Source organism: Microlunatus sp. GCM10028923 (assembly GCF_042666975.1).
Classification (GTDB): Bacteria; Actinomycetota; Actinomycetes; order Propionibacteriales; family Propionibacteriaceae; genus Microlunatus.
Window position 1 is genome coordinate 569,895 of the sequence record NZ_JBHTFF010000004.1, and the last position, 22,211, is coordinate 592,105.

Annotated in this window: 22 protein-coding genes; 9 read left to right on the top strand and 13 right to left on the bottom strand. The window is 69.2% G+C overall.

The window, feature by feature from the left end; genetic code table 11:
- Positions 1-2 precede the first annotated feature (2 nt).
- From truB to ACFQU4_RS12910, 4 genes are all read right to left on the bottom strand, one after another.
- Complete coding sequence (truB, locus tag ACFQU4_RS12895) at positions 3-938, bottom strand: tRNA pseudouridine(55) synthase TruB (RefSeq protein ID WP_377492110.1); 936 nt, start codon at positions 936-938, stop codon at positions 3-5.
- Positions 913-1,350 (bottom strand): 30S ribosome-binding factor RbfA, encoded by a 438-nt coding sequence (rbfA, locus tag ACFQU4_RS12900; RefSeq protein ID WP_377492114.1) that lies wholly within the window; start codon positions 1,348-1,350, stop codon positions 913-915. The genes truB and rbfA overlap by 26 nt, the downstream gene beginning before the upstream one ends.
- Positions 1,347-4,433, bottom strand: coding sequence for a translation initiation factor IF-2 (gene infB, locus ACFQU4_RS12905; RefSeq protein ID WP_377492117.1), 3,087 nt, complete (start codon positions 4,431-4,433; stop codon positions 1,347-1,349). The genes rbfA and infB overlap by 4 nt, the downstream gene beginning before the upstream one ends.
- Positions 4,434-4,721: 288 nt before the next feature.
- A complete protein-coding gene (locus ACFQU4_RS12910) occupies positions 4,722-4,973 on the bottom strand; it encodes a YlxR family protein (RefSeq protein WP_377492120.1) in 252 nt (83 codons plus the stop codon).
- A gap of 83 nt (positions 4,974-5,056) precedes the next feature.
- Here ACFQU4_RS12910 and ACFQU4_RS12915 point away from each other — a divergent pair, with 83 nt between their 5' ends.
- Both ACFQU4_RS12915 and ACFQU4_RS12920 read left to right on the top strand, forming a co-directional pair.
- Complete coding sequence (locus tag ACFQU4_RS12915) at positions 5,057-5,338, top strand: hypothetical protein (RefSeq protein WP_377492123.1); 282 nt, start codon at positions 5,057-5,059, stop codon at positions 5,336-5,338.
- Positions 5,335-5,694 (top strand): hypothetical protein, encoded by a 360-nt coding sequence (locus tag ACFQU4_RS12920; protein WP_377492125.1) that lies wholly within the window; start codon positions 5,335-5,337, stop codon positions 5,692-5,694. Before ACFQU4_RS12915 ends, ACFQU4_RS12920 begins: the two co-directional genes overlap by 4 nt.
- 5 nt (positions 5,695-5,699) lie before the next feature.
- Here ACFQU4_RS12920 and ACFQU4_RS12925 read toward each other — a convergent pair whose 3' ends face one another.
- The 3 genes from ACFQU4_RS12925 to rimP are packed head-to-tail and all read right to left on the bottom strand — an operon-like array spanning position 5,700 to position 7,676.
- Positions 5,700-6,224 (bottom strand): AAA family ATPase, encoded by a 525-nt coding sequence (locus tag ACFQU4_RS12925; RefSeq protein ID WP_377492127.1) that lies wholly within the window; start codon positions 6,222-6,224, stop codon positions 5,700-5,702.
- The gene (gene nusA / locus ACFQU4_RS12930; RefSeq protein ID WP_377492130.1) at positions 6,221-7,204 is read right to left on the bottom strand and encodes a transcription termination factor NusA; all 984 of its coding nucleotides are present in this window, start codon (positions 7,202-7,204) and stop codon (positions 6,221-6,223) included. The genes ACFQU4_RS12925 and nusA overlap by 4 nt, the downstream gene beginning before the upstream one ends.
- Before the next feature lies 1 nt (position 7,205).
- The gene (gene rimP / locus ACFQU4_RS12935; RefSeq protein ID WP_377492133.1) at positions 7,206-7,676 is read right to left on the bottom strand and encodes a ribosome maturation factor RimP; all 471 of its coding nucleotides are present in this window, start codon (positions 7,674-7,676) and stop codon (positions 7,206-7,208) included.
- Positions 7,677-7,789: 113 nt separating this feature from the next.
- On the opposite strand from rimP, the gene ACFQU4_RS12940 reads away from it, so the two are divergent.
- Together ACFQU4_RS12940 and ACFQU4_RS12945 are read left to right on the top strand one after the other, a co-directional pair.
- On the top strand, positions 7,790-8,794 hold the full coding sequence (locus ACFQU4_RS12940; protein WP_377492136.1) for a ferritin-like domain-containing protein: 1,005 nt from the start codon (positions 7,790-7,792) through the stop codon (positions 8,792-8,794).
- Positions 8,795-8,830: 36 nt separating this feature from the next.
- Positions 8,831-9,685, top strand: a complete 855-nt coding sequence (locus ACFQU4_RS12945) for an alpha/beta hydrolase (protein WP_377492139.1) — start codon at positions 8,831-8,833, stop codon at positions 9,683-9,685.
- 37 nt (positions 9,686-9,722) lie between these two features.
- Here ACFQU4_RS12945 and ACFQU4_RS12950 read toward each other — a convergent pair whose 3' ends face one another.
- Positions 9,723-10,529, bottom strand: a complete 807-nt coding sequence (locus tag ACFQU4_RS12950) for a TSUP family transporter (RefSeq protein WP_377492142.1) — start codon at positions 10,527-10,529, stop codon at positions 9,723-9,725.
- A gap of 11 nt (positions 10,530-10,540) precedes the next feature.
- Positions 10,541-12,313 (bottom strand): proline--tRNA ligase, encoded by a 1,773-nt coding sequence (locus ACFQU4_RS12955; RefSeq protein ID WP_377492145.1) that lies wholly within the window; start codon positions 12,311-12,313, stop codon positions 10,541-10,543.
- A 156-nt stretch (positions 12,314-12,469) separates the two neighbouring features.
- Here ACFQU4_RS12955 and ACFQU4_RS12960 point away from each other — a divergent pair, with 156 nt between their 5' ends.
- From ACFQU4_RS12960 to ACFQU4_RS12980, 5 genes are all read left to right on the top strand, one after another.
- A complete protein-coding gene (locus tag ACFQU4_RS12960; RefSeq protein ID WP_377492148.1) occupies positions 12,470-13,573 on the top strand; it encodes a hypothetical protein in 1,104 nt (367 codons plus the stop codon).
- Positions 13,543-14,346: a hypothetical protein gene (locus ACFQU4_RS12965; protein WP_377492151.1), complete on the top strand. Its 804-nt coding sequence runs from the start codon at positions 13,543-13,545 to the stop codon at positions 14,344-14,346. Before ACFQU4_RS12960 ends, ACFQU4_RS12965 begins: the two co-directional genes overlap by 31 nt.
- A 169-nt stretch (positions 14,347-14,515) precedes the next feature.
- Positions 14,516-14,836 (top strand): ArsR/SmtB family transcription factor, encoded by a 321-nt coding sequence (locus ACFQU4_RS12970; protein WP_377492153.1) that lies wholly within the window; start codon positions 14,516-14,518, stop codon positions 14,834-14,836.
- A complete protein-coding gene (locus ACFQU4_RS12975) occupies positions 14,826-15,383 on the top strand; it encodes an SRPBCC family protein (RefSeq protein WP_377492156.1) in 558 nt (185 codons plus the stop codon). Before ACFQU4_RS12970 ends, ACFQU4_RS12975 begins: the two co-directional genes overlap by 11 nt.
- Positions 15,380-15,793, top strand: a complete 414-nt coding sequence (locus tag ACFQU4_RS12980; protein WP_377492160.1) for a VOC family protein — start codon at positions 15,380-15,382, stop codon at positions 15,791-15,793. The genes ACFQU4_RS12975 and ACFQU4_RS12980 overlap by 4 nt, the downstream gene beginning before the upstream one ends.
- Before the next feature lie 16 nt (positions 15,794-15,809).
- On the opposite strand, the gene ACFQU4_RS12985 is transcribed toward ACFQU4_RS12980, so the two are convergent.
- Genes ACFQU4_RS12985 through ACFQU4_RS13000 form a run of 4 tightly spaced genes read right to left on the bottom strand, consistent with a single transcriptional unit; the run spans position 15,810 to position 22,156 of the window.
- The gene (locus tag ACFQU4_RS12985; RefSeq protein ID WP_377492163.1) at positions 15,810-17,966 is read right to left on the bottom strand and encodes a dipeptide ABC transporter ATP-binding protein; all 2,157 of its coding nucleotides are present in this window, start codon (positions 17,964-17,966) and stop codon (positions 15,810-15,812) included.
- A 49-nt stretch (positions 17,967-18,015) separates the two neighbouring features.
- Positions 18,016-19,164 carry an ABC transporter permease gene (locus ACFQU4_RS12990; protein ID WP_377492166.1) on the bottom strand — a complete coding sequence of 383 codons (1,149 nt, stop codon included), beginning with the start codon at positions 19,162-19,164 and terminating at the stop codon, positions 18,016-18,018.
- Between the two features lie 15 nt (positions 19,165-19,179).
- Positions 19,180-20,172 carry an ABC transporter permease gene (locus ACFQU4_RS12995; protein ID WP_377492169.1) on the bottom strand — a complete coding sequence of 331 codons (993 nt, stop codon included), beginning with the start codon at positions 20,170-20,172 and terminating at the stop codon, positions 19,180-19,182.
- 7 nt (positions 20,173-20,179) lie between these two features.
- Positions 20,180-22,156 carry an ABC transporter substrate-binding protein gene (locus tag ACFQU4_RS13000; RefSeq protein WP_377492172.1) on the bottom strand — a complete coding sequence of 659 codons (1,977 nt, stop codon included), beginning with the start codon at positions 22,154-22,156 and terminating at the stop codon, positions 20,180-20,182.
- Between the last annotated feature and the right edge of the window lie 55 nt (positions 22,157-22,211).

Below are 22,211 nucleotides of genomic sequence, written 5' to 3' on the forward strand. Positions count from 1 at the left end.
TGTCAGTCGACGAAAACGGCATCAGCGACGGCGTCCGGACCGGCCGGCCGGTAGAGCGCCAGGAAGCGGCCGTCCTCGGCCAGCACGGCCGTTGGGTCGGCCGGCAACGCCAGCCCCGTCAGCCGGCGGCCGTGCCGGACCGCTTCGGCCTGGTCGGCGTCCAGGGTCCGGGTCGGGAACTGCTCGGCCGCGACCTGATCGATCCCGATCACCTGCAGCCCGTCCGCCTCGGCGGACTCGAGGGTCTGCGACCGGTCCTCGGTGAACGTGCCGACCGCGGTCCGGCGCAACGCGGTCAGGTGCCCGCCGGTGCCCAGGGCGGCGCCGAGGTCGCGGGCCAGGGCCCGGATGTAGGTGCCGGCGGTGCACTCCACCGCGACGTCCAGGTCGACCAGGGCCAGCCCGGTCACGTCGTGATGATCACGTCGGTCCAGCAGGGCGAACTCCGAGACCCGGACCGGCCGCGCGGCGAGCTCCACCGTCTGGCCCTCCCGGACCCGGGTGTAGGAACGGACGCCGTTGATCTTGATCGCCGACACCGCGCTGGGCACCTGCTGGATGTCGCCGGTGAGCCGGGCCATCGCGGCCGCGATCCGGTCCGGCGCCGGGTCGACGGCGCCGAGCCGGCCGACCACCTCGCCGTCGGCGTCGTCGGTCACCGTACTGACACCGAGCCGGATCGTCGCCGTGTAGCGCTTGATCGTCGCGGTGAGGTGGCCGAGCAGCCGGGTGGCCCGGTTGATCCCGATCACCAGCACGCCGGTCGCCATCGGATCGAGCGTCCCGGCGTGGCCGACCCGGCGGGTGCCGGCCAGCCGGCGCACCCGGGCGACCACCTGGTGCGAGGTCAAGCCACCAGGCTTGTCGATGATCACCAAGCCCGAGCCGGTGGTCCCGGAGGCGCCGCCGGCCTCAGCCCTCGTCTTCGGTCTCGTCATCGGCGTGCTTGTACGGATCCGGGTCGCCGGCGTAGCTGGCCCCGGCCGCCCGCTCCGCCACCTCGGCGTCGCCGGCCTTGGCCTGGGCCAGCAGATCGTCGATCTGGCGGGCCGTCTCCGGCACCGCGTCCTCGATGAACGCCAGCGTCGGTGCGAACCGCAGGCCGAGCTGCTTGCCGACCTGGGACCGGATCAGGCCGGTTGCCGACCGCAACGCGGCCGCCGTCCCGGCTCGATCCTCGGCGCTGCCGTACACGGTGTAGAAGACGGACGCCTCCCGGCTGTCGCCGGTCAACCGGACATCGGTCACCGTGATGAAGCCGAGCCGCGGGTCCTTGACCCGCCGCTCCAGCATCTCCGCGACGATCACCTTGATCTGGTCGGCCAGCTTCAGTACCCGCGGCGAGCTCACACCCGCTCCTTCTCCCGCATCTCGAAGGTCTCCACCACGTCACCGACCCGGATGTCCGAGTAGTTGGCGAGGGTGAGGCCGCATTCGAAGCCTTCCCGCACCTCGGTGACGTCGTCCTTCTCCCGCCGGAGCGAGGAGATGGTGGTCTCGGAGAGCACCACGCCGTCGCGGATCAGGCGAGCCGACGCGTTGCGCCGGACCAGCCCGTTGGTGATCATGCAGCCCGCGATGACGCCGGCCCGGGACGACCGGAAGATCTCCCGGATCTCGGCCTGGCCGAGCTGGGCCTCTTCGTAGATCGGCTTCAGCATGCCCTTCAGGGCCGCCTCGATCTCGTCGATCGCGGCGTAGATCACCGAGTAGTAGCGGACGTCGACGCCGAGCCGGTCGGCCAGTTCCGACGCCTTGCCCTGGGCCCGGACGTTGAAGCCGATGATCACCGCGTCGAACGCGGCCGCCAGGTTGACGTTGGTCTCGGTGATGCCACCGACACCGCGGTCGATCACCTGCAGTGCGACCTCGTCGCCCACGTCGATCTTGGACAGCGCCTCTTCCAGAGCCTCGACCGAGCCGGAACCGTCGCCCTTCAAGATCAGCTTCAGTTCCTGCTTCTCGCCCTTCTCCAGCTGCTCGAACAGCTGGTCCAGGGTCTTCCGGCGGGCACCGGCGGCCTGCGCCGCGGCACGCAGCCGGGCGGACCGGCGGTCGGCGATCTGCCGTGCCGTACGGTCGTCGGACACCACCAGGAACGAGTCACCGGCGCCGGGCACCGCGGTCAGGCCGAGCACCTGGACCGGCATCGACGGCGGAGCCTCCTTCACCGACTCGCCGGCGTCGTTGATCATGGCGCGGACGCGGCCGTGGGCCGGTCCGGCGACGATCGAGTCGCCGACCCGGAGCGTTCCACGCTGCACCAGGACGGTGGCGATCGGACCGCGACCGGTCTCCAGATGACCTTCGATCGAGATGCCCTGCGAATCCATCGAATCGTTGGCACGCAGGTCGAGCGCCGCGTCGGCGGTCAGCACGATCGCCTCGAGCAGGTCGTCCAGGCCGTCGCGGGTGATCGCGGAGACGTTGACGAACATCGTGTCGCCGCCGTACTCCTCCGGCACCAGGCCGTACTCGGTGAGCTGACCGCGCACCTTGGACGGATCCGCCCCCGGCTTGTCGATCTTGTTCACCGCGACCACGACCGGCACCTCGGCCGCCCGGGCGATGTTCAGTGCCTCGATCGTCTGCGGCATCACACCGTCGTCGGCCGCCACCACCAGCACGGCGATGTCGGTCGACTTGGCGCCACGGGCACGCATGGCGGTGAACGCCTCGTGACCCGGGGTGTCGATGAAGGTGATCTTGCGATCCTGATCATCGACCTCGGTCGACACCTGGTAGGCGCCGATCTTCTGGGTGATGCCACCGGCCTCGCCGGCGACCACGTTGGTCTTGCGCAACGCGTCCAGCAGCTTCGTCTTGCCGTGGTCGACGTGACCCATGACGGTGACGACCGGCGGCCGGGCCACCAGCTCTTCCTCACCACCGGTGTCCTCGCCGAACTCGATGTCGAAGCTCTCCAGCAGCTCGCGGTCCTCGTCCTCGGGGGAGACGACCTCGATCTCGTAGTTGAGCTCCGTACCGAGCACCTGCAGCGTCTCGTCCGGCACCGACTGGGTGGCCGTGACCATCTCGCCGAGGTGGAACAGCGCCTGCACCAGGGCTGCCGGATCCGCGCCGATCTTCTCGGCCAGGTCGGTCAGCGAGGCGCCGCGGGCCAGCCGCACCTTCTCGCCGTCGCCCTGCCGGACCCGGATGCCACCGAGCGACGGGGCCTCCATCTCGTTGAACTCTTGCTTGCGCTGCTTGCGCGACTTGCGGCCACGTCGGGCCGGACCGCCCGGACGCCCGAAGGCACCCTGGGTCCCGCCGCGACCACCGCGACCGCCACGCCCGGCGGGCGGACCGCCCGGAGCGCCGCCGCCACCGGGACCGCCGCCACCCGGGCCGCCACGGCCCGGAGCGCCACCACGGCCGCGACCGCCGCCGCCACCACCGCCGCCGGGGCCACCCCGGCCACGGGCCGGTGCGCCGCCGAGCTGGCCGGACGACTGCTTCGGCATCATCGCGGGGTTCGGCCGCGGAATGCCGGGAACGCCACCGCCGCCGCCACCACCGGGGCGACCGGCCGGAGCCGAACCGCCGGGCCGGCCGGACTGCGGACGCGGACCGCCGGGGCGACCGCCGCCTTCCTGGCCGGGCCGCGGAGCGCGCGGCTGCCCCATGCCCTGGGACGACGAGAACGGGTTGTTACCGGGGCGCGGTGCGCCGCCGCCCGGACGGGGCCGGGCACCGCCCGGCAGACCGCCGGTCGAGCCGGGACGCGGTGCGCGCGGCTGACCCGGACGCGGCTGGTCGGAACGCGGACCGTCGCCGCGACCCTCCTGCCGACCCTCTTGCCGACCGGGCGCACGACCCGGGGCCGGCCGCGGGGTCGGCCGAGGCCGGTTCTCCCGCGGAGCGCCGTCGGACCGCGTGTCCGGACGCGAGTCCGGGCGGTTGTCCGACCGCGTGTCCGGGCGACTGTCCGACCGCGTCTCCGGACGGTTGTCCGGGCGCGTTTCCGGACGACTGTCCGAGCGCGTCTCCGGGCGATTGTCCGAGCGGTTCTCGGGGCGCGCGGGCGCAGGACCCGGCGTCGGTCGGGCCGGTGCCGGAGTCTCCGCCGGCGGCGTCTCCGCACGCGGAGCCGGTGCCTCGGCAACGGGTTCGGGCTTCTTCTCCGCCTCGACGGGCGGGGTGACAGGCGCGGGGGCCGCCTCGACGGGCGCCTCCGGCACGGCAGGCTTGGCCGTCACTGCCTCTTCCTTGGACGGGCTCTCGGGCGCCTTCTTGGCGGGAGCCTTCTTGGATGCCTTCTTGGCGGGCTGTTCGCTCGCCAGTCGTTCCGTCAGCCGACGGACGACCGGGGCCTCGACGGTCGACGATGCCGACCGGACGAACTCCCCCATGTCCTTCAGGGTGCTGAGGACGACCTTACTTTCGACTCCGAGCTCCTTTGCGAGCTCGTAGACCCGGACCTTAGCCACTACTCTCCTCGTTCGGTCCGGACCTTGGGCTAGGCGCGGACCAGCTAGTTGTCGTGCATGCTCATTGAGGTGTACTCATCGAGTGGTCATGAGCGTTAGCCCACCTTCTGTTCGACGCGGGTGTCCCGGTGCACGACGTGCCTCAGGGCCCACGCTTCGGCTGGTTGCCCGCCCGGTCTCGGGCAGGCAGGTGATAGCTGGCCGTACGGCCGAGCACTTACTCTATGCCCAAGCGTACGCATCTGCCTAAGCGGGTGCCCTCGGCGCGACCCGGGTGTCGGAACCCGGTCAGTCGGCCGGAAGGGTGAGCCCGGCGAGCTGGTCGGCGCCGATCCCCTCGATCCGGAGCGCCCGCCCGAAGGCGCGCTTCTTCGCCGCCTGGGCCAGACACTTCGGATCCGGATGCAGGTAGGCCCCGCGACCCGGGGCGGCCTGGCGCTCGTCAAAGATCACCCGTCCGTCGGACCAGACGACCCGCAGCATCGTCTGCTTCTCCGTACGCCGACGGCAGCCGATGCAGGTCCGAACCGGATCACTCACCGCGTCACCGTAGCGCGCTCGAACATTGCCGACGGCATGCGATCGCCCTTTCTGACCGTATTACGTTGTAGTATAGTTCGTTCATGTTCGACGATGTTGACTGGACTCATCGAGCCGACTACATGCGGGCTCGACACGGGATCAGCGTCATCATGGCCAACGAAGCCCTCATGGACCCCAACCGGCTGGTGATCGATCCCGACCCGGCGAGCAGGTCCGGCAAGGGCACGAGAGTCATCGGCTGGTCCCAAACGGCTGGCCACGTCGTCACGGTGATCGTGGTCACCGAGGACGGCGTGGAATATGGGGCCAACGGCTGGCGCACCGAGGACCGCGACCTTCGGCTGTACGGAGATCAGGAGTGATCATGACCAAGGGAAAACAGACCATCGATCAGCTGCTCACCGAAGAGTCCGACGCGATCGAGGCCGACCGCGATGCGCCGATCCGACCCGGCACGCGGATGACCCGCGGGCACGGGCGAACCCGTACCTTGCAGGTCCGACTCAACGACGAAGAGTACGAACAGCTCGCGCGGGCGGCCAAGGACCGGCACCTTCCCGAATCCACCCTGGCCCGCTCACTGCTTCTCGATGCTCTGGCCGAAGGAGTTCGCACCGGAGGGGCCGAACCGGTGCCGGGAGAGATCGATCTGGTCCATGCCCGTGCCCTGGTGACGGAGCTTGGCTCACTCCTCCACGTCGAACTGCGAGCCGGCTGAGCCGATCAACTGGTCGACAGCAGACGGACAGCGGTGCGGGCAGCCTGTTCGGAGTCGGTGGTGTCGATCAAGTGGCGCGGGCCGTCCCGGGTCTCGTCCCAGGGTTCGTAGTCGCCGGTGAGGACGTCGTCCCAGGTCGGTACGGACTGGCCGGCGAGATCGGGGCGGCGGTCGGTGACCCGGCGCCGGTGTTCGGCCGGGTCGGCGACGACCGTCTCCAGGAAGACCGGCCGGGCCACCTCGGCCAGGGACAGCCAGCCGGCCCGCGCCTCCGGGACCGGGTTCACCGCGTCGACGACGACCGGGCGGCCGAGCCGGAGCATCCCGAGGGCGATCTCGTACGCGATCGCGTAGCCGATCGGGCCGACCGGCGGCGCGACGGTCCCGGTCCGCAGCAGGGCGGTCTCGATCGCGTCGACGCGGACGTACCCGGCATCGAATTCGCGGGCCAGCCGGGTGGCCAGGGTGGTCTTGCCGGTGCCGGGTCGCCCGGCGAGCAGGAGCAGCAGCGGTCGGTCCGCTGGGCTCAAGCCTGTTCCTTGACCGGCTCGGTGTCGGAGCGGATGTCGATCCGCCAGCCGGTCAGCCTGGCGGCGAGCCGGGCGTTCTGGCCCTCCCGGCCGATCGCCAACGACAGCTGGTAGTCCGGCACCACGACCCGCGCGGCGCGCTGACTCTCGTCGACCACGGTGACCGAGGAGACCTTGGCCGGCGACAGTGCGTGACCGACGAACGTCGCGGGGTCCGGGGAGTAGTCGATGATGTCGATCTTCTCCTCGTTCAGCTCGTGCATGACGGCACGCACCCGCTGCCCCATCGGGCCGATGCAGGCGCCCTTCGCGCTGACCTCGTGATTGTTGCTGACCACGGCGATCTTGCTCCGGTGGCCGGCCTCGCGGGCGACGGCCTTGATCTCGACGGTCCCGTCGGCGATCTCCGGCACCTCCATCCGGAACAGCTTCTCGACCAGCCCGGGATGGGTCCGCGACACGACGACCTGCGGCCCGCGGACCTCCTTGCGGACCGAGACCACGTAGACCCGGAGCCGGGTGCCGTGGGAGTACGACTCGCCCGGCACCTGCTCGGCCAGCGGCATGATCGCCTCGATCTTGCCCAGGTCGACCAGCACGGTCCGGGTGTCGCTGCCCTGTTGGACGACGCCGGACACGATGTCGCCCTCGACGCCGGAGAAATGGCCGTACTTCTGTTCGTCCTCGGCGTCCCGCAGCCGCTGCATGATCACCTGGCGCGCGGTGGACGCGGCGACCCGGCCGAAGCCCTCCGGCGTGCTGTCGTACTCGCCGACCTTGGTGCCGTCGTCGTCCAGCTCGGGGACCATCACGTTGACGTGCCCGGTCTTGCGGTTCAGGTCGACCCGCGCTCCCGGAACGGCGCCGTCGGTCTTGTCGTACGCGGACAGCAGGGCTTCCTCGATCGCGGCTGCCAGAACGTCGAACGGGATGTCCTTCTCCCGCTCCAGCAATCGCAGTACGGAAATGTCGATGTCCACGTCAATCCTCCTCGGCACGATTCAGCTCGACCTGAACCAGCGCCTTACCGATATCGGCAAAACGTACCGAAATCTGTTCCGATTCTGTCGCCAGTAGGACCTGATCGTCCTCGACTTCGGTGATTCTGCCCGTGATTTCGGTGCCGTCGGCGTTGTTCACCCGGACCAGCCGGCCGGCGTTGCGCCGCCAGTGCCGGGGCAGGGTGAGCGGACGGGAGACGCCGCGCGACGTGACTTCGAGCGTGTACGGCGCCGCGCCGGCCGCGTCGTCGGCGTCGAGGGTGGCCGACACGGCCTTGGTCGCCTCGGCAATGTCGTCGAGCAACGGACCGGTTCCCTCGGGTCCGTCGCCGTCGACCACCAGCCGGAGCAGCCGACGCTTGCCGGCCGGCACGATCTCGACGGCCTCGAGTTCCAGGCCGTGTTCCGCGAGCACGGGGGTCAGTAACTGCTCGATGTGGACGTCCTTCATCCCCCAGCTCCGTTCGATTGATATGTTGAAGTGCCGATAATGCGGGCCGCAGTTTCGCTGACCAGGCATTGTTCCATGACACCCGTAGTTTTCTGACGCAGGGGACCAACCCGATGAACCCACCGTTGCCCCGGCGCGCCGTGTTGCTGGCCGGATTCGGCGTTCTCGGCGGTGCCGTGATCGGGTGCGACGCCAAGGCACCGGTCGAGCCGACCACGGGGCCGGAGCCGGCACCGACCCAGCCGCCGGTCTTCGCCGGCGGCGCCGCCGCGGCGAAGGTCGAGGAGCAGCTGGCCCGGCAGGCCCGGTCGCTGCTGAAGGCCGGCGGGGACGACCTCGGCCGCCCGCTCACCGCGATCCTGACCGCCGCCGCGGCCGGCCACCAGCTGCACCTGGCCGCCCTCACCGCACCGGAACCGACCGGCCGGCCGACCTCCGGCGGCAGCCCGCGGCCGACCCCGAAGCCGACCAAGGCGGCGCTGCCGGGCGGTCTCAAGGAGCTCGCCGCAGGCGAGACCGCCGCGGCCGGCCAGTACGCCGAGCGGGCCGCCGCCGCGGAGTCGGTGACGGCGCTGTTCTGGGCGTCGCTCGCGGCCGCGGCCGACGGGTACGGCCAGGCGCTCCGGCAGCAGGGCGCCTCCACGAAGGGCGCCGGCCCGGCCAAGGCGCCGAAGCCGGGGCCGCACCGCCCGGTCCAGGCGGTCGAGCCGGAGCAGGCCCGGAAGGCCATGGTCGATCAGCTGCACGCGGTGGCGTACGGCTATCAGACGGCGATCGGGCACTTGACCGAGGACCGGTTCGAACGGGCCGCGACCGCGCTGCGGGAGCACCGCAGCCTGCGCGACCGGCTGATCGAAGAACTCGTCGAGGCGTCCGCCGACGTCCCGCCCGCGGCGCCGGCCTACGACCTCCCGGTGCGGCCGACCGACCCGGCGTCGGCGGCGAAGTTGATCATGACGCTGGAGACCGCCCTGCTGCCGTTCTGCGGCCAGTGGGTCGCCGCCGCCGACTCCGCCGAGGACCGTGAGCTGGCCGTCGCCACCCTCCGCTCGACCAGCACGGCCGCGGCCGGCTGGGGCGGCCCGCTGCTCAGCTGGCCCGGCTACGTCGAGCCCTGACCGATTCCTTCCCGGTCGGGCCGCGGTCTGACCTTCATGACGACCACGACCGAAGATCCCAACCGCGCACTCTGGACCGCGATCGCCGCCGGCCAGGATCCCGTCTGGGAGGACCTCGGCGCCGACCCGGACACGATCGAGACCGAGCTCACCGGCGACCCGGCCGGGCGCTGGCTGCGACCGCCGGACCCGCTGCCCGGCGCCGCGGTGCTGGCCATCCACGGCGGCGGTTTCGTCGGCGGCTCCACCCAGACCCACCGGCGGTTGTTCGGCCGGCTGGCCGAGGCCGCCGGCGCCGCCACCTTCGCCGCTGAGTACGGACTGGTCCCGGAGCACGTCTTCCCGAGCCAGCTCGACACGGTCACCGCGGCGTACCGATGGCTGCTCGACCGGGGCGAGACCCGGGTCGCGGTCACCGGCGACTCCTGCGGTGCCGGGCTGGCGCTGGCCCTGGCGGTCCGGGCCCGCGACGAAGGACTGCCGGCGCCGGCCGGGCTGATGCTGATCTCGGCCTGGGTCGACCTGGAGGCCACCGGCGACTCGTACGACACCGGCACGGATCCCTTCTTCACCCGCGACCTGGTCCGGCAGCTCGGCGCCGGCTACCTCGCCGGTGCCGCTCCGCACGATCCGCTGGCCGCGCCGATCCACGCCGACCTCCGCGACCTGCCGCCGGTCTATCTCCAGGTCGGCACCGAGGAGGCCTGCCTCGACGACAGCCGCCGGCTGGCCGGCCGGCTGCTGGAAGCCGGGGTGCAGGTGCGGCTCGAGGAGTACGCCGGCCAGCTGCACACGTTCCAGATGGGGGCCGGAAAGACCCCGGTGGCCGACGAGGCCGTCGGGAAGGCGGGACGCTGGCTGCGATCGACGTTGACCAGCCGGATGGGCTGACCGGACCTGGTGCCCCGGTTCGAGGCGGCGACGATGATCAGCCGAGGCCGGGGACGAACTGCACGACGGTGTCGTAGCCGAGCTTGATCACCAGCGCCAGCACCACCAGCAGGAACACCCGGCGGACGAACTCGTTCCCGCCACGGATCGCCATCCGGGCACCGAGCAGCCCGCCGAGCAGGTTGGCGGCCCCCATCGCCAGGCCGAGCTGCCAGATCAGCTGGCCGTGCACCCCGAAGACGATGATCGCGCCGATGTTGGTGGTCAGGTTGGCGATCCGGGCCTTGGCGCTGGCCTCCAGGAAGCCGTACCCGAGCAGGCTGACCAGCAAGATCACGAAGAACGCGCCGGTGCCCGGGCCGATCAGCCCGTCGTAGCAGCCGATGCCGAGCCCGATCGCCGCGGCCCGGCCGTAGTGCTGGGCTCCGGAGTGCTTGCGCTCGTTGGTCATGCCCAGCTTGGGCCGTCGCCAGGTGAAGATCCCGACGCCGATCAGCGCGACCAGCACGATCGGCGTGAAGATCGACTTCGGCAGGTACTGCGCGACCATCGCGCCGCCGGCCGCGCCCAGGCCGGACGTGATCACCAGCGGGATGATCGTCCGCCAGTCCGGCCTGACCTTGATCGCGTACGTGATCGAGGCGACCGCCGTACCCCAGACGCTGGACAGCTTGTTGGTGCCGAGGATCGCCGCCGGCTGGCTGTCCGGCAGGCCGATCAGCAGGGCCGGCAGCTGCAGCAGACCGCCGCCGCCGACCACGGAGTCGATCCAGCCGGCCGCGAAGGCGACCAAGATCAACAGTGCGACCCCGAGCAGTGACAGCTGGAGGCCGTCGTGAAGCAACACTGAAAGGTTCAGACGAGAAGGTCCGCGGCGCTGCCCTCACGAATGAGGGCGAGCAGATGACCCAGCGCGTCCGCGACCGCGATGTCGGAGCGCTCCCCGGACCGGCGGTCCCGGACCTCGATCATGCCGTCGGCCAGGCCGCGGCCGACCACGACGATCGTCGGCATGCCGAGGATCTCCGAGTCCGCGAACTTCACACCCGGGCTGACGTTGCGGTCATCGAGCAGCACCTCGATGCCAGCCTCGTCCAGCCGGGTGGCCAGCTCGTGGGCGTACTCGGCGATCTCGGTGCCCTTGCCGGCGGCCACGACGTGCACCCGGTACGGAGCGATCTCGGGCGGCCAGGCCAGGCCCTTCTCGTCGCTGGTGTCCTCGGCCACCGCGGCGACGGCACGGGACACCCCGACGCCGTACGAACCCATGGTCACCGTGGTCAGCTTCCCGTTCTGATCAAGGACCTGCAGGCCGAGTGCCTCGGCGTACTTCTTGCCCAGTTGGAAGATGTGGCCGAGCTCGATGCCGCGGGCCAGGTGCAGTGGACCGGAGCCGTCGGGCGAGGGATCGCCCTCGCGGATGTCGGCGACGTCGATCGTGCCGTCCGGGGTGAAGTCGCGGCCGCAGACAAGATCGAAAACGTGCTTGCCCGGTTGGTCGGCGCCGGTCACCCAGCGGGTGCCGGTCCCGACCCGCGGGTCGACCAGGTATTTGATCTTGGTCACCGAGTTCTCGCCGAGCGCGCCGGGGCCGATGTAGCCCTTGACCAGACCGGGGTGGGCGGCGAAGTCGGCCTCGCCGAACGGCACCGCAGTGGCCGGCTCCAGCTGCGCCTCCAGCCGCTTGGCGTCCACCTCACGATCACCCGGGATCCCGATCACCAGCGGGTAGCGGGTCTTGCCGTCCGGCTCGGTGACCATCAGCACGACGTTCTTCAGCGTGTCGCTCGCCTGCCACGGCCGGTCCGGGCGGGGCACCCGCTCGTTGGCCACCGCGACCAGCGTCTCGATGGTCGGCGTGTCCGGGGTGTCCTCGACGTGGGCGGCCGGGGCGTCGTCGTAAGGGATCGGCTCGGCGGGGGCGATCCGGACCGCCTCGACGTTCGCGGCGTAGCCACCGGGCGAACGAACGAACGTGTCCTCCCCGTTCTCCGCGATGCCGAGGAACTCCTCGCTCGCCGAGCCGCCCATCGCGCCGGACATGGCGGAGACGATCTCGTACTGCAGGCCGAGCCGGTTGAAGATCTTGATGTACGCATCGCGGTGCGCGTCGTACGACTTCTGCAGGCCGCTGTCGTCGAGGTCGAAGGAGTACGAGTCCTTCATCACGAACTCGCGCCCGCGCAGGATGCCGGCCCGCGGCCGCGCCTCGTCGCGGTACTTCGTCTGGATCTGGTAGAGCGACAGCGGCAGATCCTTGTACGACGAGCAGAGGTCCTTCACCACCAGGGCGAAGATCTCCTCGTGGGTCGGGCCGAGCAGCATGTCGTTGCCGCGCCGGTCCTTCAGCCGGAACAGGTTCGGGCCGTACTCGGTCCACCGGTTCGTCGCCTCGTACGGTTCCCGCGGCAGCAGCGCGGGCAGGTGCACCTCCTGGGCACCCATCGCGTCCATCTCCTCGCGGACGACGGCCTCGACCTTCCGCAGCACCTTGTAGCCGAGCGGCAGCCAGGAGTAGATGCCCGGCGCGGTCCGCCGGATGTAGCCGGCCCGGACCAGCCAGCGGTGGCTGGGCACCTCGGCGTCCGCCGGGTCCTCACGCAGGGTCCGGACGAACAACTCCGTCATGCGAGTGATCATTTTCGTCACCGCTCCCGGAGTCGGACGGGAGCTACAAGGTCTGCTGCAACTGACACCTGCCGAACGATAGCCCAACCGGACGGGTCGTTGATCGCCGTGGGCGGCTGCCCGGAGAATGCCGTGGTGTCCTCGACCGTGCACCGGATGGCCGACGCCCTGCGCGCCGCCCTGCACGGCCTGCCCGCCCTCGCCTGGCACGACCTCGCCCGGACCCGCCTCGACCAACTCGCGGCCGCCGTCACCGACACCCTCGCCGGCTCCAGCTGGACCGAACCCGCCCAGGCCACCACCGGCTATCTCGATGCAGCCCGCCACCTTTCGGCGGCGGCCGAATGCCAGACCGCCGGGCATCACGGCGTCAGCGACTGGATCGGCACCAACGGCGCCGGCGAACCACCCGGCGACGGCACCTGGCACACCGAACTCGGCCAACCCACCACCTGCCAGGGCCCGCAACTCCTCTGGATCGCGATCTTCCTCCACGACGCCACCCGAACCCTCGACCCACAGGTCTTCGCCGAAGCCGCCCGACGCGCCGGCGAGACCCACCAACACGTCACCGGCGTACTCGCCGGAACCGGCCACCCCGGCGGCCGAACCGCCCTGCAAGCGTTCCTCCAGGAACACACAGAATTGACCTCCGCGCAGGACCTCGTGTCGACGGCGAACCGATCCCTGCTGATCTACCTGCACACCGGCATCGGCCAAGCCGTCGCCACCACCATCCCCAGCCCGCCCGAACCGGTCAGCCCGACCACTGCGACCGGAACGTGGGCCGGACCGGGCGGTCGGAGCTTCGGCAGGACGATCAATGCGATCTACGAGATCTACGTGCAACAGCTAGCCGCCCGGTTGTCGGGACGCGACCACGGGGACAGTCTTGTCGGCCATGAGTACAAGGTCGAGAACGGCGGCAGGCAAGCCTGGTTGGATACCGTCCTCGTCGAGGTGCGCGGCGGGGAACCGATCGAGATCGGAATCGACGCCAAGGGGAGCTACGCCCAGTTCATCGACGGGGAGACCGGAGAGTTCAAGGACTTCTGGACCAATCTCAAGAGTGAGAAGTCGGGCCTGGACGGTGAACTGCGTCAGGCAAAGCGGCAGACTTCCGCGATGAGCAGGCCGATCGAGTGGTGGTGCCTGGAACGGGAGACCGCCGAAGCCTTCGACGAGGCATTCCAGAGCGACGACCGCACGCGTGGGAAGGTTCGAGCGAAATGGGTACCGATTCCGAAGGAGTGGATGTGACGAGGGAGGACTGGAAACTGCAGGTACTGAGTCACGAACGTGTGCTCGACTGGACGGCATCGGCTCGACAGCTGAAGGCCTTCATGGACGCGTTGTCGGACCTGGTCGAGGCCGGGCCCTACGGAGAGAAGTTGTCCTGGAAGAGCTATGAAGAAATGGACGTCGACCTTTGGCCTGACCTTGGCCGCGTCGAACAAGAACTTCTAGCCATGCGGGACACCAACGATGACGGCACGCTGGCCGGCCCAAATCCCGATTCACGAATCGTCGTTCAGGCCTACCTCGACCGCGGAACTGAGACCGACTACTCCGAAGCCGGACAACTGATCAATCTGAGGGCAGTGCTAGGCCACGACCCCCAATTCAGCAGCATCGGATGCCAGGCCACCTTCTCGGCTCGGAGGCCCGACCAGCCAGCCCAGCTCCTGTCCGACCACGACCCCGCCTGGTTGGTCGAGCTACTCTGCACGGCCGCTGCGTCGGTCAACGCCGACCAGGCCCGCATCGACACCAGATCGGTGTTCCGTGCCCTGCGAGCGAGGGTCGACCTGGCGCCGCTCGGGCTCGGCATCCTGTCCCTCGCTCCGTACGGCATCGACCTCGACCCGCTGCCCACCTCACTGACCGCCTACCCCTGCCCCACCGGCTACCCCGACGGACAGGTCATCGTCGCCGACCTCGAGCGCGCCGCCACCGATCCCGAATCCCTCGTCGACGACCTGCTCATCCTCAACGACGCCATCGAAACCGCCGCGGCCCAGCACCACCCCTGACACAGCAAGTTCACATCGCTGAGTGGACGATCAGGGCAGCTTTCGGCGCCGGATCGCGGTCAAACGGGTCCACTCGATGTCGGGCTCCACTGTCACGACCTCGACTACTGATCCCGCATCCGAATAATATGCCTTGCTATTCATATGAACAGCGAGTAATGTCCGTGCCATGGACGGCTTCACGGTGATGGCGGATCCCACCCGCCGCCGCGTACTGGATGCCCTGGCGACCGGGGAGTCCGACGTGGGCTCGCTGGTCGAGCGGCTGTCGCTGTCCCAGTCGCTGACCTCGAAGCACCTGAAGGTGCTCCGGGACGCCGGCGTGGTGACGGTGCGGGTCGACGGCCCGCGCCGGGTCTACCGGCTCAGCGACCGCCCACTGCCCGACGTGATCGCTTGGATCACGCCCTATTACCGCCGGTGGTCGCGGGGCCTCGACCGGCTGACGGAACTGCTGGAACAGGAGAAGGAGCAATCCGATGCCGAATGAACTGATCAAGAACGCGATCGATGCCGCGGGCTTCGACGCGGCGACGCTCAACCAGGACGGCGACACCTGGGTGCTCACGATGACCCGGTCGCTGCCCCGGGGGCCGGAGCAGGTCTGGCCCTGGCTGACCGAGCCGTACCGGCTGGCGCAGTGGTCCCCGATCGTGCCGGACCGGGCCCTGACCGACCGCGGCGCGGCGCTGTCCCGGGAGTATCCGGACGACGAACCGGCCGACACCGAGGTGCTGGAGGTCGATCCGCCGCGAGAGCTGATCCACCGCTGGGGCGCTCACATGATGCGCTGGACCCTCGACCCGGCTCCCGACGGCTGCAAGCTGACGCTGGAGCAACGGTTCTCCGGCGACCCCGCGGTCGGCCCCCTGATGGCCGGCGGTTGGCACATCTGCCTCAGCGTGCTCACGGTCAACGTCGACGGCAACGCGGTGGCACGGGTGGTCGGCTCCGACGCGAACGAGTACGACTGGCAGCGGCTTCATGATCATTACGCCGCTGCGTGGAACCTCGAGGCCCCGAAGGCCTCCTCGTGAAGCCTGCGACGATCATCGTCGCCCTCCCGGTGACGGACCTGGACCGCACGCTTCGCTTCTATCGCGAGGGTCTGGGGGTCGAGACGTCCGACATCGACGGCGGCATGATCGTCATCGAACTGCCGAACCTCTCGCTGTTCCTGATGGACGTCCGGGAGTACGCGGCGTACACCGACCGGATCGGCCCGCACGTGGTCGCCGCCCCGACGCCGGGTGCCTGCATGTTCTCCTGCGCCATCGGCACCCGGGGCGAGGTGGACGAGACCCTGGCCGGGGCGGAACGCGCAGGCGGTTCGATCCCCGGGCCGGCCCGGGAGGCCGACGGCGGCTACATGGGCTACGTCAGCGATCCCGACGGCCACGTCTGGGAACTCGTCTGCAATGAGACCACCGCGGCGGCCGCCGGCTAGTCCACGGGGCGCCGTTCTACAGACCCGACAGTTCGAGCTCCTCGCTGTAGTGGCAGGCGGCGACGTGCCCGTCACCCTTGATCGGCCGGAGCTCGGGCAGCCGGGTCGTACAACCGTCCTGCACGTAACGGCACCGGGTGTGGAACGGGCAGCCCGCCGGCGGATTGGCCGGGTCGGGCAGGTCGTCGGCGATCGTATAGCCGTGCCGCGAGCCGCGCTGTGCCGGATCGGGGATCGGGACCGCGTGCAGCAGTGCCTCCGTGTACGGGTGCTGCGGCGCCCGGTACAGCTCGGCCGTCTCGGCCCGTTCGGCGATCTTGCCCAGGTACATCACCATGACCCGGTCCGAGATGTGTTCGACCACGGACAGGTCGTGACTGATGAACAGATAGGTCAGGTTGTACGCGTCCTGCAGCTCACCGAGCAGGTTCAGGATCTGGGCCCGTACCGAGACGTCGAGGGCGGAGACAGCCTCGTCGGCGATCACCAGCCGCGGATGGGTGATCAGGGCCCGGGCGATGTTGATCCGTTGCCGCTCGCCGCCCGAGAAGGCATGCGGGTAGCGCTTCACGTACTCCGGGCGCAGACCGACGACCTTCAGCATCTCGGCGACCCGATCCCGCAGTTCGGTGCCCGTGGCCAGCCCGTTGTTCCGCAGCGGTTCGCCGATCAACTCCTCCAGCGTCATCCGCGGATTCAGTGAGGAGAACGGGTCCTGGAAGATCACCCGGACGTCCTTGCGGTACCGCAGCAGGCCCTCCCCGCCCAGCCTGCTCACGTCGACGGTCGAGCCGTCCCCGCGCCGGTACTCGATGCTGCCGGAGGTGGGCTCCAGGATCCTGGCGATCGTCCGGCCCAGGGTGGACTTGCCACAACCGGATTCGCCGACCAGGCCGACGGTCTCCCCCGGCCGGATCGCCAGCGTGACGCCGTCGACGGCGCGGACCGCACCCTTGGCCCGGCGAAACGCACCGCTCTTGATCGGGAAGTGCTTCTTCAGGTCGCGCACCTGCAGCAGCGGCGCCCCGTCCTCCTCCGGCGCCGGTCCACCGGGCGCAGCCTGATCACCGGCGACCGGCTCGTTCTCGATCACCCGGACCCCGGTCGCCGCGGCCGGTTCCGCCGCGCGACGGGCCGGCTTCCCCAGCGGCACCAGGTCACCGTTCCGGTCGTACAGGTGGCAGGAGGCGACGTGGTTGCCGCCGAAGTCGGCCGGCTCCGGCACCTTCTGATCACAGACGTCCTTGATCGCATGATCACAACGGTTGTGGAAGGGGCAGCCGGCCGGCCGGTTCTGCGGATGCGGGATCATCCCGCGGATCGCCGCCAGGGTCTGCCGGCGCCCGCCGGCCCGCATCGTCGGGATCGACTGCAGCAGCGCCTGCGTGTACGGATGCTTGGGGTCACCGAAGATCTGGTCGACGGTGCCGTGCTCGGCGACCCGGCCGAGATACATCACCGCCACCTCGTCGGCGATCTCGGCCACCACCCCCATGTCGTGGGTGATGAACAACATCGACATGTCGCTGTCGGCCTGCAGCCCGGCGAGCAGATCGAGGATGCGGGCCTGGGTGGTGACGTCCAGCGCGGTGGTCGGCTCGTCGGCGATCAACAGTTTCGGCGAGCAGGACAGCGCGATGGCGATCATCGCGCGCTGACACATGCCGCCGGACAGCTGGAACGGGTAGCTGTCGATCCGCTGTTCCGGCTGCGGGATGCCCACCTTGCGCAGCATGTCGATGCCGTGCTGCCGAGCCTCGGCCTTGCCGAGTTTGCGGTGGATCCGGATCGCCTCGGTGAGCTGATCACCGATCGTGTGCATCGGTGACAGCGATGCCATCGGCTCCTGGAAGATCATCCCGATGTCGCCACCGCGGATGGCCCTCAGCCGCGGATCCTTGCGATCCAGCTTCGTGATGTCGACCGAGTCGGTGCCCGGGTCGGGTCGCCACTCGATCGAACCGTCGATGATCCGACCGGGCCGCTCGACCAGCCGCATGACCGACCGCGCCGTGATCGACTTCCCGCACCCGGATTCGCCGACGACGCACACGGTCTTGCCGCGCGGCACCTCGAGGTCGACGCCGTCGACGGCCTTCACCACTCCTTCCCTGGTGAAGAAGTGGGTCTTCATGCCGGCGATGCGCAGGACCGTGTCGTTTGCGCGCTCCATGAGTCCTTCTCCTCCGTTGAGCCTGGACCGGGTCGGGGACCTGGGCTGATCAGCTGTACGGGTCGGCCGCATCGCGGAGCCCGTCGCCGAGGAAGTTGAGCGCCAGTACGGCAACCACGACGGCGATCCCCGGGATCATGATCCACGGCGACGTGGTGATCACCCGGACGTTCTGGGCTTCCTGCAACAGCACGCCCCAACTCACCACCGGGGGCTGCAGCCCGAGGCCAAGCCAGGACAGCGAGGTCTCGGCCAAGATCATTCCCGGGATCGACAGCGACAGCCCCGCGATGATGTGACTGGTGAACTGCGGCAGCATGTGGCGGAAGATCAACCGGCCCCGGCTCGCGCCGTCCACCCTGGCCGCGTTGATGTACTCCTCCTCGCGCAGCGCCATGAACTTGCCCCGGACCTCGCGGGCCAGACCGGTCCAGCCGATCATGGACAAGATCACCACGATCGCGAAGTAGCGCTGCAACGGCCCCCAGGAAGGCGGTACGGCCGCGGCGAGGGCCATCCACAAAGGGATCGCCGGCAACGACATCAGGAATTCGATCACCCGCTGGATCACCGTGTCGACCACGCCGCCGAGCAATCCGGACAGGCCGCCCAGGATGATCGAGATGACCAGGCTGATGGCGATGCCCACCAGTCCGATGGTCATCGACACCACGGTCCCGTGGATCATCCGGGACAGGATGTCGTGGCCGTTCTTGTCGGCGCCGAACAGATAGACCGGCTGCTGGGCGTTCGGGTCCTTCGGTCCGATCAGATGCCGGTCGCCCGGGATGAACCCGAGGAGCTTGTACTCCTCACCCTTGACGAACAGTCCGAGTTCGATCTTGGCGGACCGGTCCTCGGCCCAGGTGAGCTCCAGGGTCTTCGGATCCTGCTTACCGGTCAGCGGGTGTACGTAGAGCCCGAAGTCGCCGCCGTCCACGACGTGCAGCTGCTGCGGCGGGGCGTAGGCGTGATCGGCGCTGTAGAAATCTCCGGAGTACGGCGCCAGGAAGCCGGCGAACACGACCACCAGATAGAACCAGAGCGTGATGATCGCGCCGACGACGGCCAGCCGGTGCCGCTTGAACGACCACCACATCAGCTTCCACTGGGAGGCGACCGCCACCTCCGGCTCGTTGCCTTCGGCAAGATCAACTTCGGCCGGCTCGGCCTGATATCCGGGCAGTGCCTGGGTCATCGTCGGACCCCCTTCTCAGCGCCGGGCCAGCCGGACCCGCGGGTCCAGCCAGCCCAGCAGCAGGTCTGAGATCAGCGTGCCGATCACCGTCAGGGTCGCGCCGATCAACACGATCGACCCGGCCAGATACATGTCCTGCGACCGCAGCGCACCGAGCAGCAGCGGCCCGGTCGTGTCCAGGTTCAGCACCTGGGAGACGATCGCGTCCGCGCTGATCAAGCCGGCCAGCACCCACCCGATGGTGGAGAAGAACGGGTTCAGGGCGACCCGCAGCGGATACTTCAGGGTCAGTTTCACCTCGGACACGCCACGGGCCCGGGCGGCCGTCACGTACGGCTTGCGAACCTCGTCCAGCAGGTTGGCGCGCAGGATCCTGATCATGCCCGCCGTACCGGCCGTACCCCACACGATCAACGGCACCCAGAGGTGGCTGAGCAGGTCCAGCACCTTGCCGAGGTTCCAGGACGCCCCCTGCCACTCCGGGGACACCAGCCCACCCGCCCCGGTGCCGAAGTAGGTCATCCCGAGATACATCAGCACCAGGGCGATCAGGAAGTTCGGGGTGGCGAGACCGATGAACCCGATCATGGTGACGACGTAGTCGCCGACGCTGTACTGCCGCAGCGCCGAGTACACGCCGATCGGGAACGCCACGACCCAGATGAACACCAGGGTGCCGATCGACAGGGCGATGGTCAGCGGCAGCCGGTCGGCCAGCAGCTCCGACACCGGCTTCTTCCAGGCGAACGACTGCCCGAAGTCGCCCTGGAACAGGATGTTGGAGATCCACTTCCAGTACTGGACGTAGATCGGCTGATTCACCCCGTAGCGCTGCTCCAGGGCCGCGATCCTGGACTGGTCGAGTTGATCACCCTGCGCGGCGTACTGGGCGATCAGGGTCGAGACATAGTCACCCGGCGGCAGCTGGATGATGATGAACGAGGCGACCGAGATGGCGAACAGCGTCGGGATCATGATCAGCAACCGACGCAGGACATAGCGTCCCATCAGTTGATCACTCCTGGAGGAACCACGTCGGCGGATTGGCGTGCGCCGGCGTGTAGTAGACCGGCGTGTCCGGGACGGGCGTCTGGACGTTCTTCAACCGATTGCTGATCACCACATAGGGAGCCGGGGCCGAGGCGATCCCGATCACCCAGAACTGCTCCTTGGCGATGGCGACGATCTGCCGGTAGAGATCCTCGCGACCCTTCTGGTCCGGGGTCTTCTCCAGCTCCCAGTACAGCTCCATCTGCTTCAGCACCTCGGCGATCGGCTTCTCGCCGGCCGCCCCGGCGGAGGAGAAGTACTCCGCCCACGGCGTCGCCCAGAACGACTGGCTGCTGAACGGGAAGTACCAGCGCGGTTCGACGATCTCCACCGCCGCACCGCCGTCGCCGCTCCAGGCGCAGGCGTCGGTCTCGTTGGCCTCCCAGCCGACGCGTTCGGAGAACAGGGTCCGGTCGATCGTGTTGACGTTGAGCCGGATCCCGGCCTCCTTCCACATGTTCTTGATGATGGCCGCCGCCGCAGCCCACTCGGAGAACATCGCCTGCGCCACGTCGAGCGTGATGGTCAGGTTCTTGCCGCTCGGCAGGGTCCGGAAGCCGTCGCCGTCGCGCGCCGTGATCCCGGCCTTGTCCAGATGCTCGTTGGCCTTGTCGAGGTCGAATTCGGTGTACTGCTTGGCGAATTCCTCGTCGTAGTAGATCGACTCCTTCGTCGGCGCCGCCTGCCAGGGCTCACCCTGCCGCTGCCAGACCGCGGTGATCAACTCCTCGCGGTCGATGGCGTGCGAGAGGCCGATCCGGAAATCCCTGTTCTGGTAGAGCTCTCGGTGGTCCTTGTTCTTGTTCGCCAGGTTGAGCGCGACGCACATCGTGTTCATCGACGTCGGCGTCAGGTCGGCGATCTGATAGCCGGATTCCTCCCGGCTCTTGGCGAAGACCGGCTTGTTCGCCGGCACATTGACATGCCGGTACATCAGGTCGACCTCGCCCGAGCTGGTCTTGAGGACCATCACCTCCGGATCCATCACCACGGCGAAGGTGAGCTTGTCGATGTAGGGCAGCTGGCGCCCCTCCCGGTCGGTCTTCCAGTAGTACGGGTTGCGCTCCAGCTCGACCGTGCTGCCCTCACCGAGCGGCTTGGTGACCTGCCACGGGTTCAGCGACGGACAGTCGGCGTTTTCCCACTCGTTCACCTTGCCGCCGTAATAGTCGATCCAGGTCTCGAAGCCGGCCTCCTTCGCCTCCTTCTCGGCCTGGTCGTTGTACTTGGGATGGAACTGGGACGCGTAGTGCTTCGGCGCCGCGACCAGGTCGATGTAGTGGGTCGCCAGGTCCAGGAACAGGCCACTCGGCTGCGGGAAGGTGAGCTTGACCGTGAGGTCGTCCACCTTCTCGGGCTTGGCCAGTTTGCCGTCCTGGCTGAGCCAGCCGGGCGGCGTCGGGTTCAGGTCCGGGTTGGCGGCGACGTCCTCCAGCACGAACATCAGGTCGTCGGCGGTCAGCGGCTTGCCGTCGGACCAGCGCATGCCCTCACGGAGGCGGATGGTGAACTCGGTGGCGTCCGCGGAGGCCTCCACCGCGGACGCGACGCCCGGCAGGTTCTGCGCCACCAGCGGGTCCTTGCGCAGCATCGGTTCGTAGCCGGCGATCCGCTGGATCGCCCCGGTGTCGCCGGGACCCTGGGTGAAGCCGCGCCAGGTCCCCCCGTAGCTGCCGAGTTCGGCGGCCTCGACCACCAGCGGCTCCTTCGGCAGACGCTCCGCCAGCGGCTCGAGGTCCCCGGACTCGACCTTCTTCGCCAGCATCGGGGACTCCTTGGCGCTGGTGTCGACCGAGCCGCCGTCACCGGCGTCGCCGCCGGGCCGGTCGGGGTCGGTGGACAGAAATCCGCACCCGCTCAGTGATGCGGTGACCAGGGCGGCGCCGCCACCCCAGGCCAGCAGGTTTCGTCGACTCAGCGCGTTCTTGATGGGTTCGCTCATGCTCCCTCTCTCACCTTTGAGTTCCCGAGGATCTGGGACTTTTCAGAAAACGGTT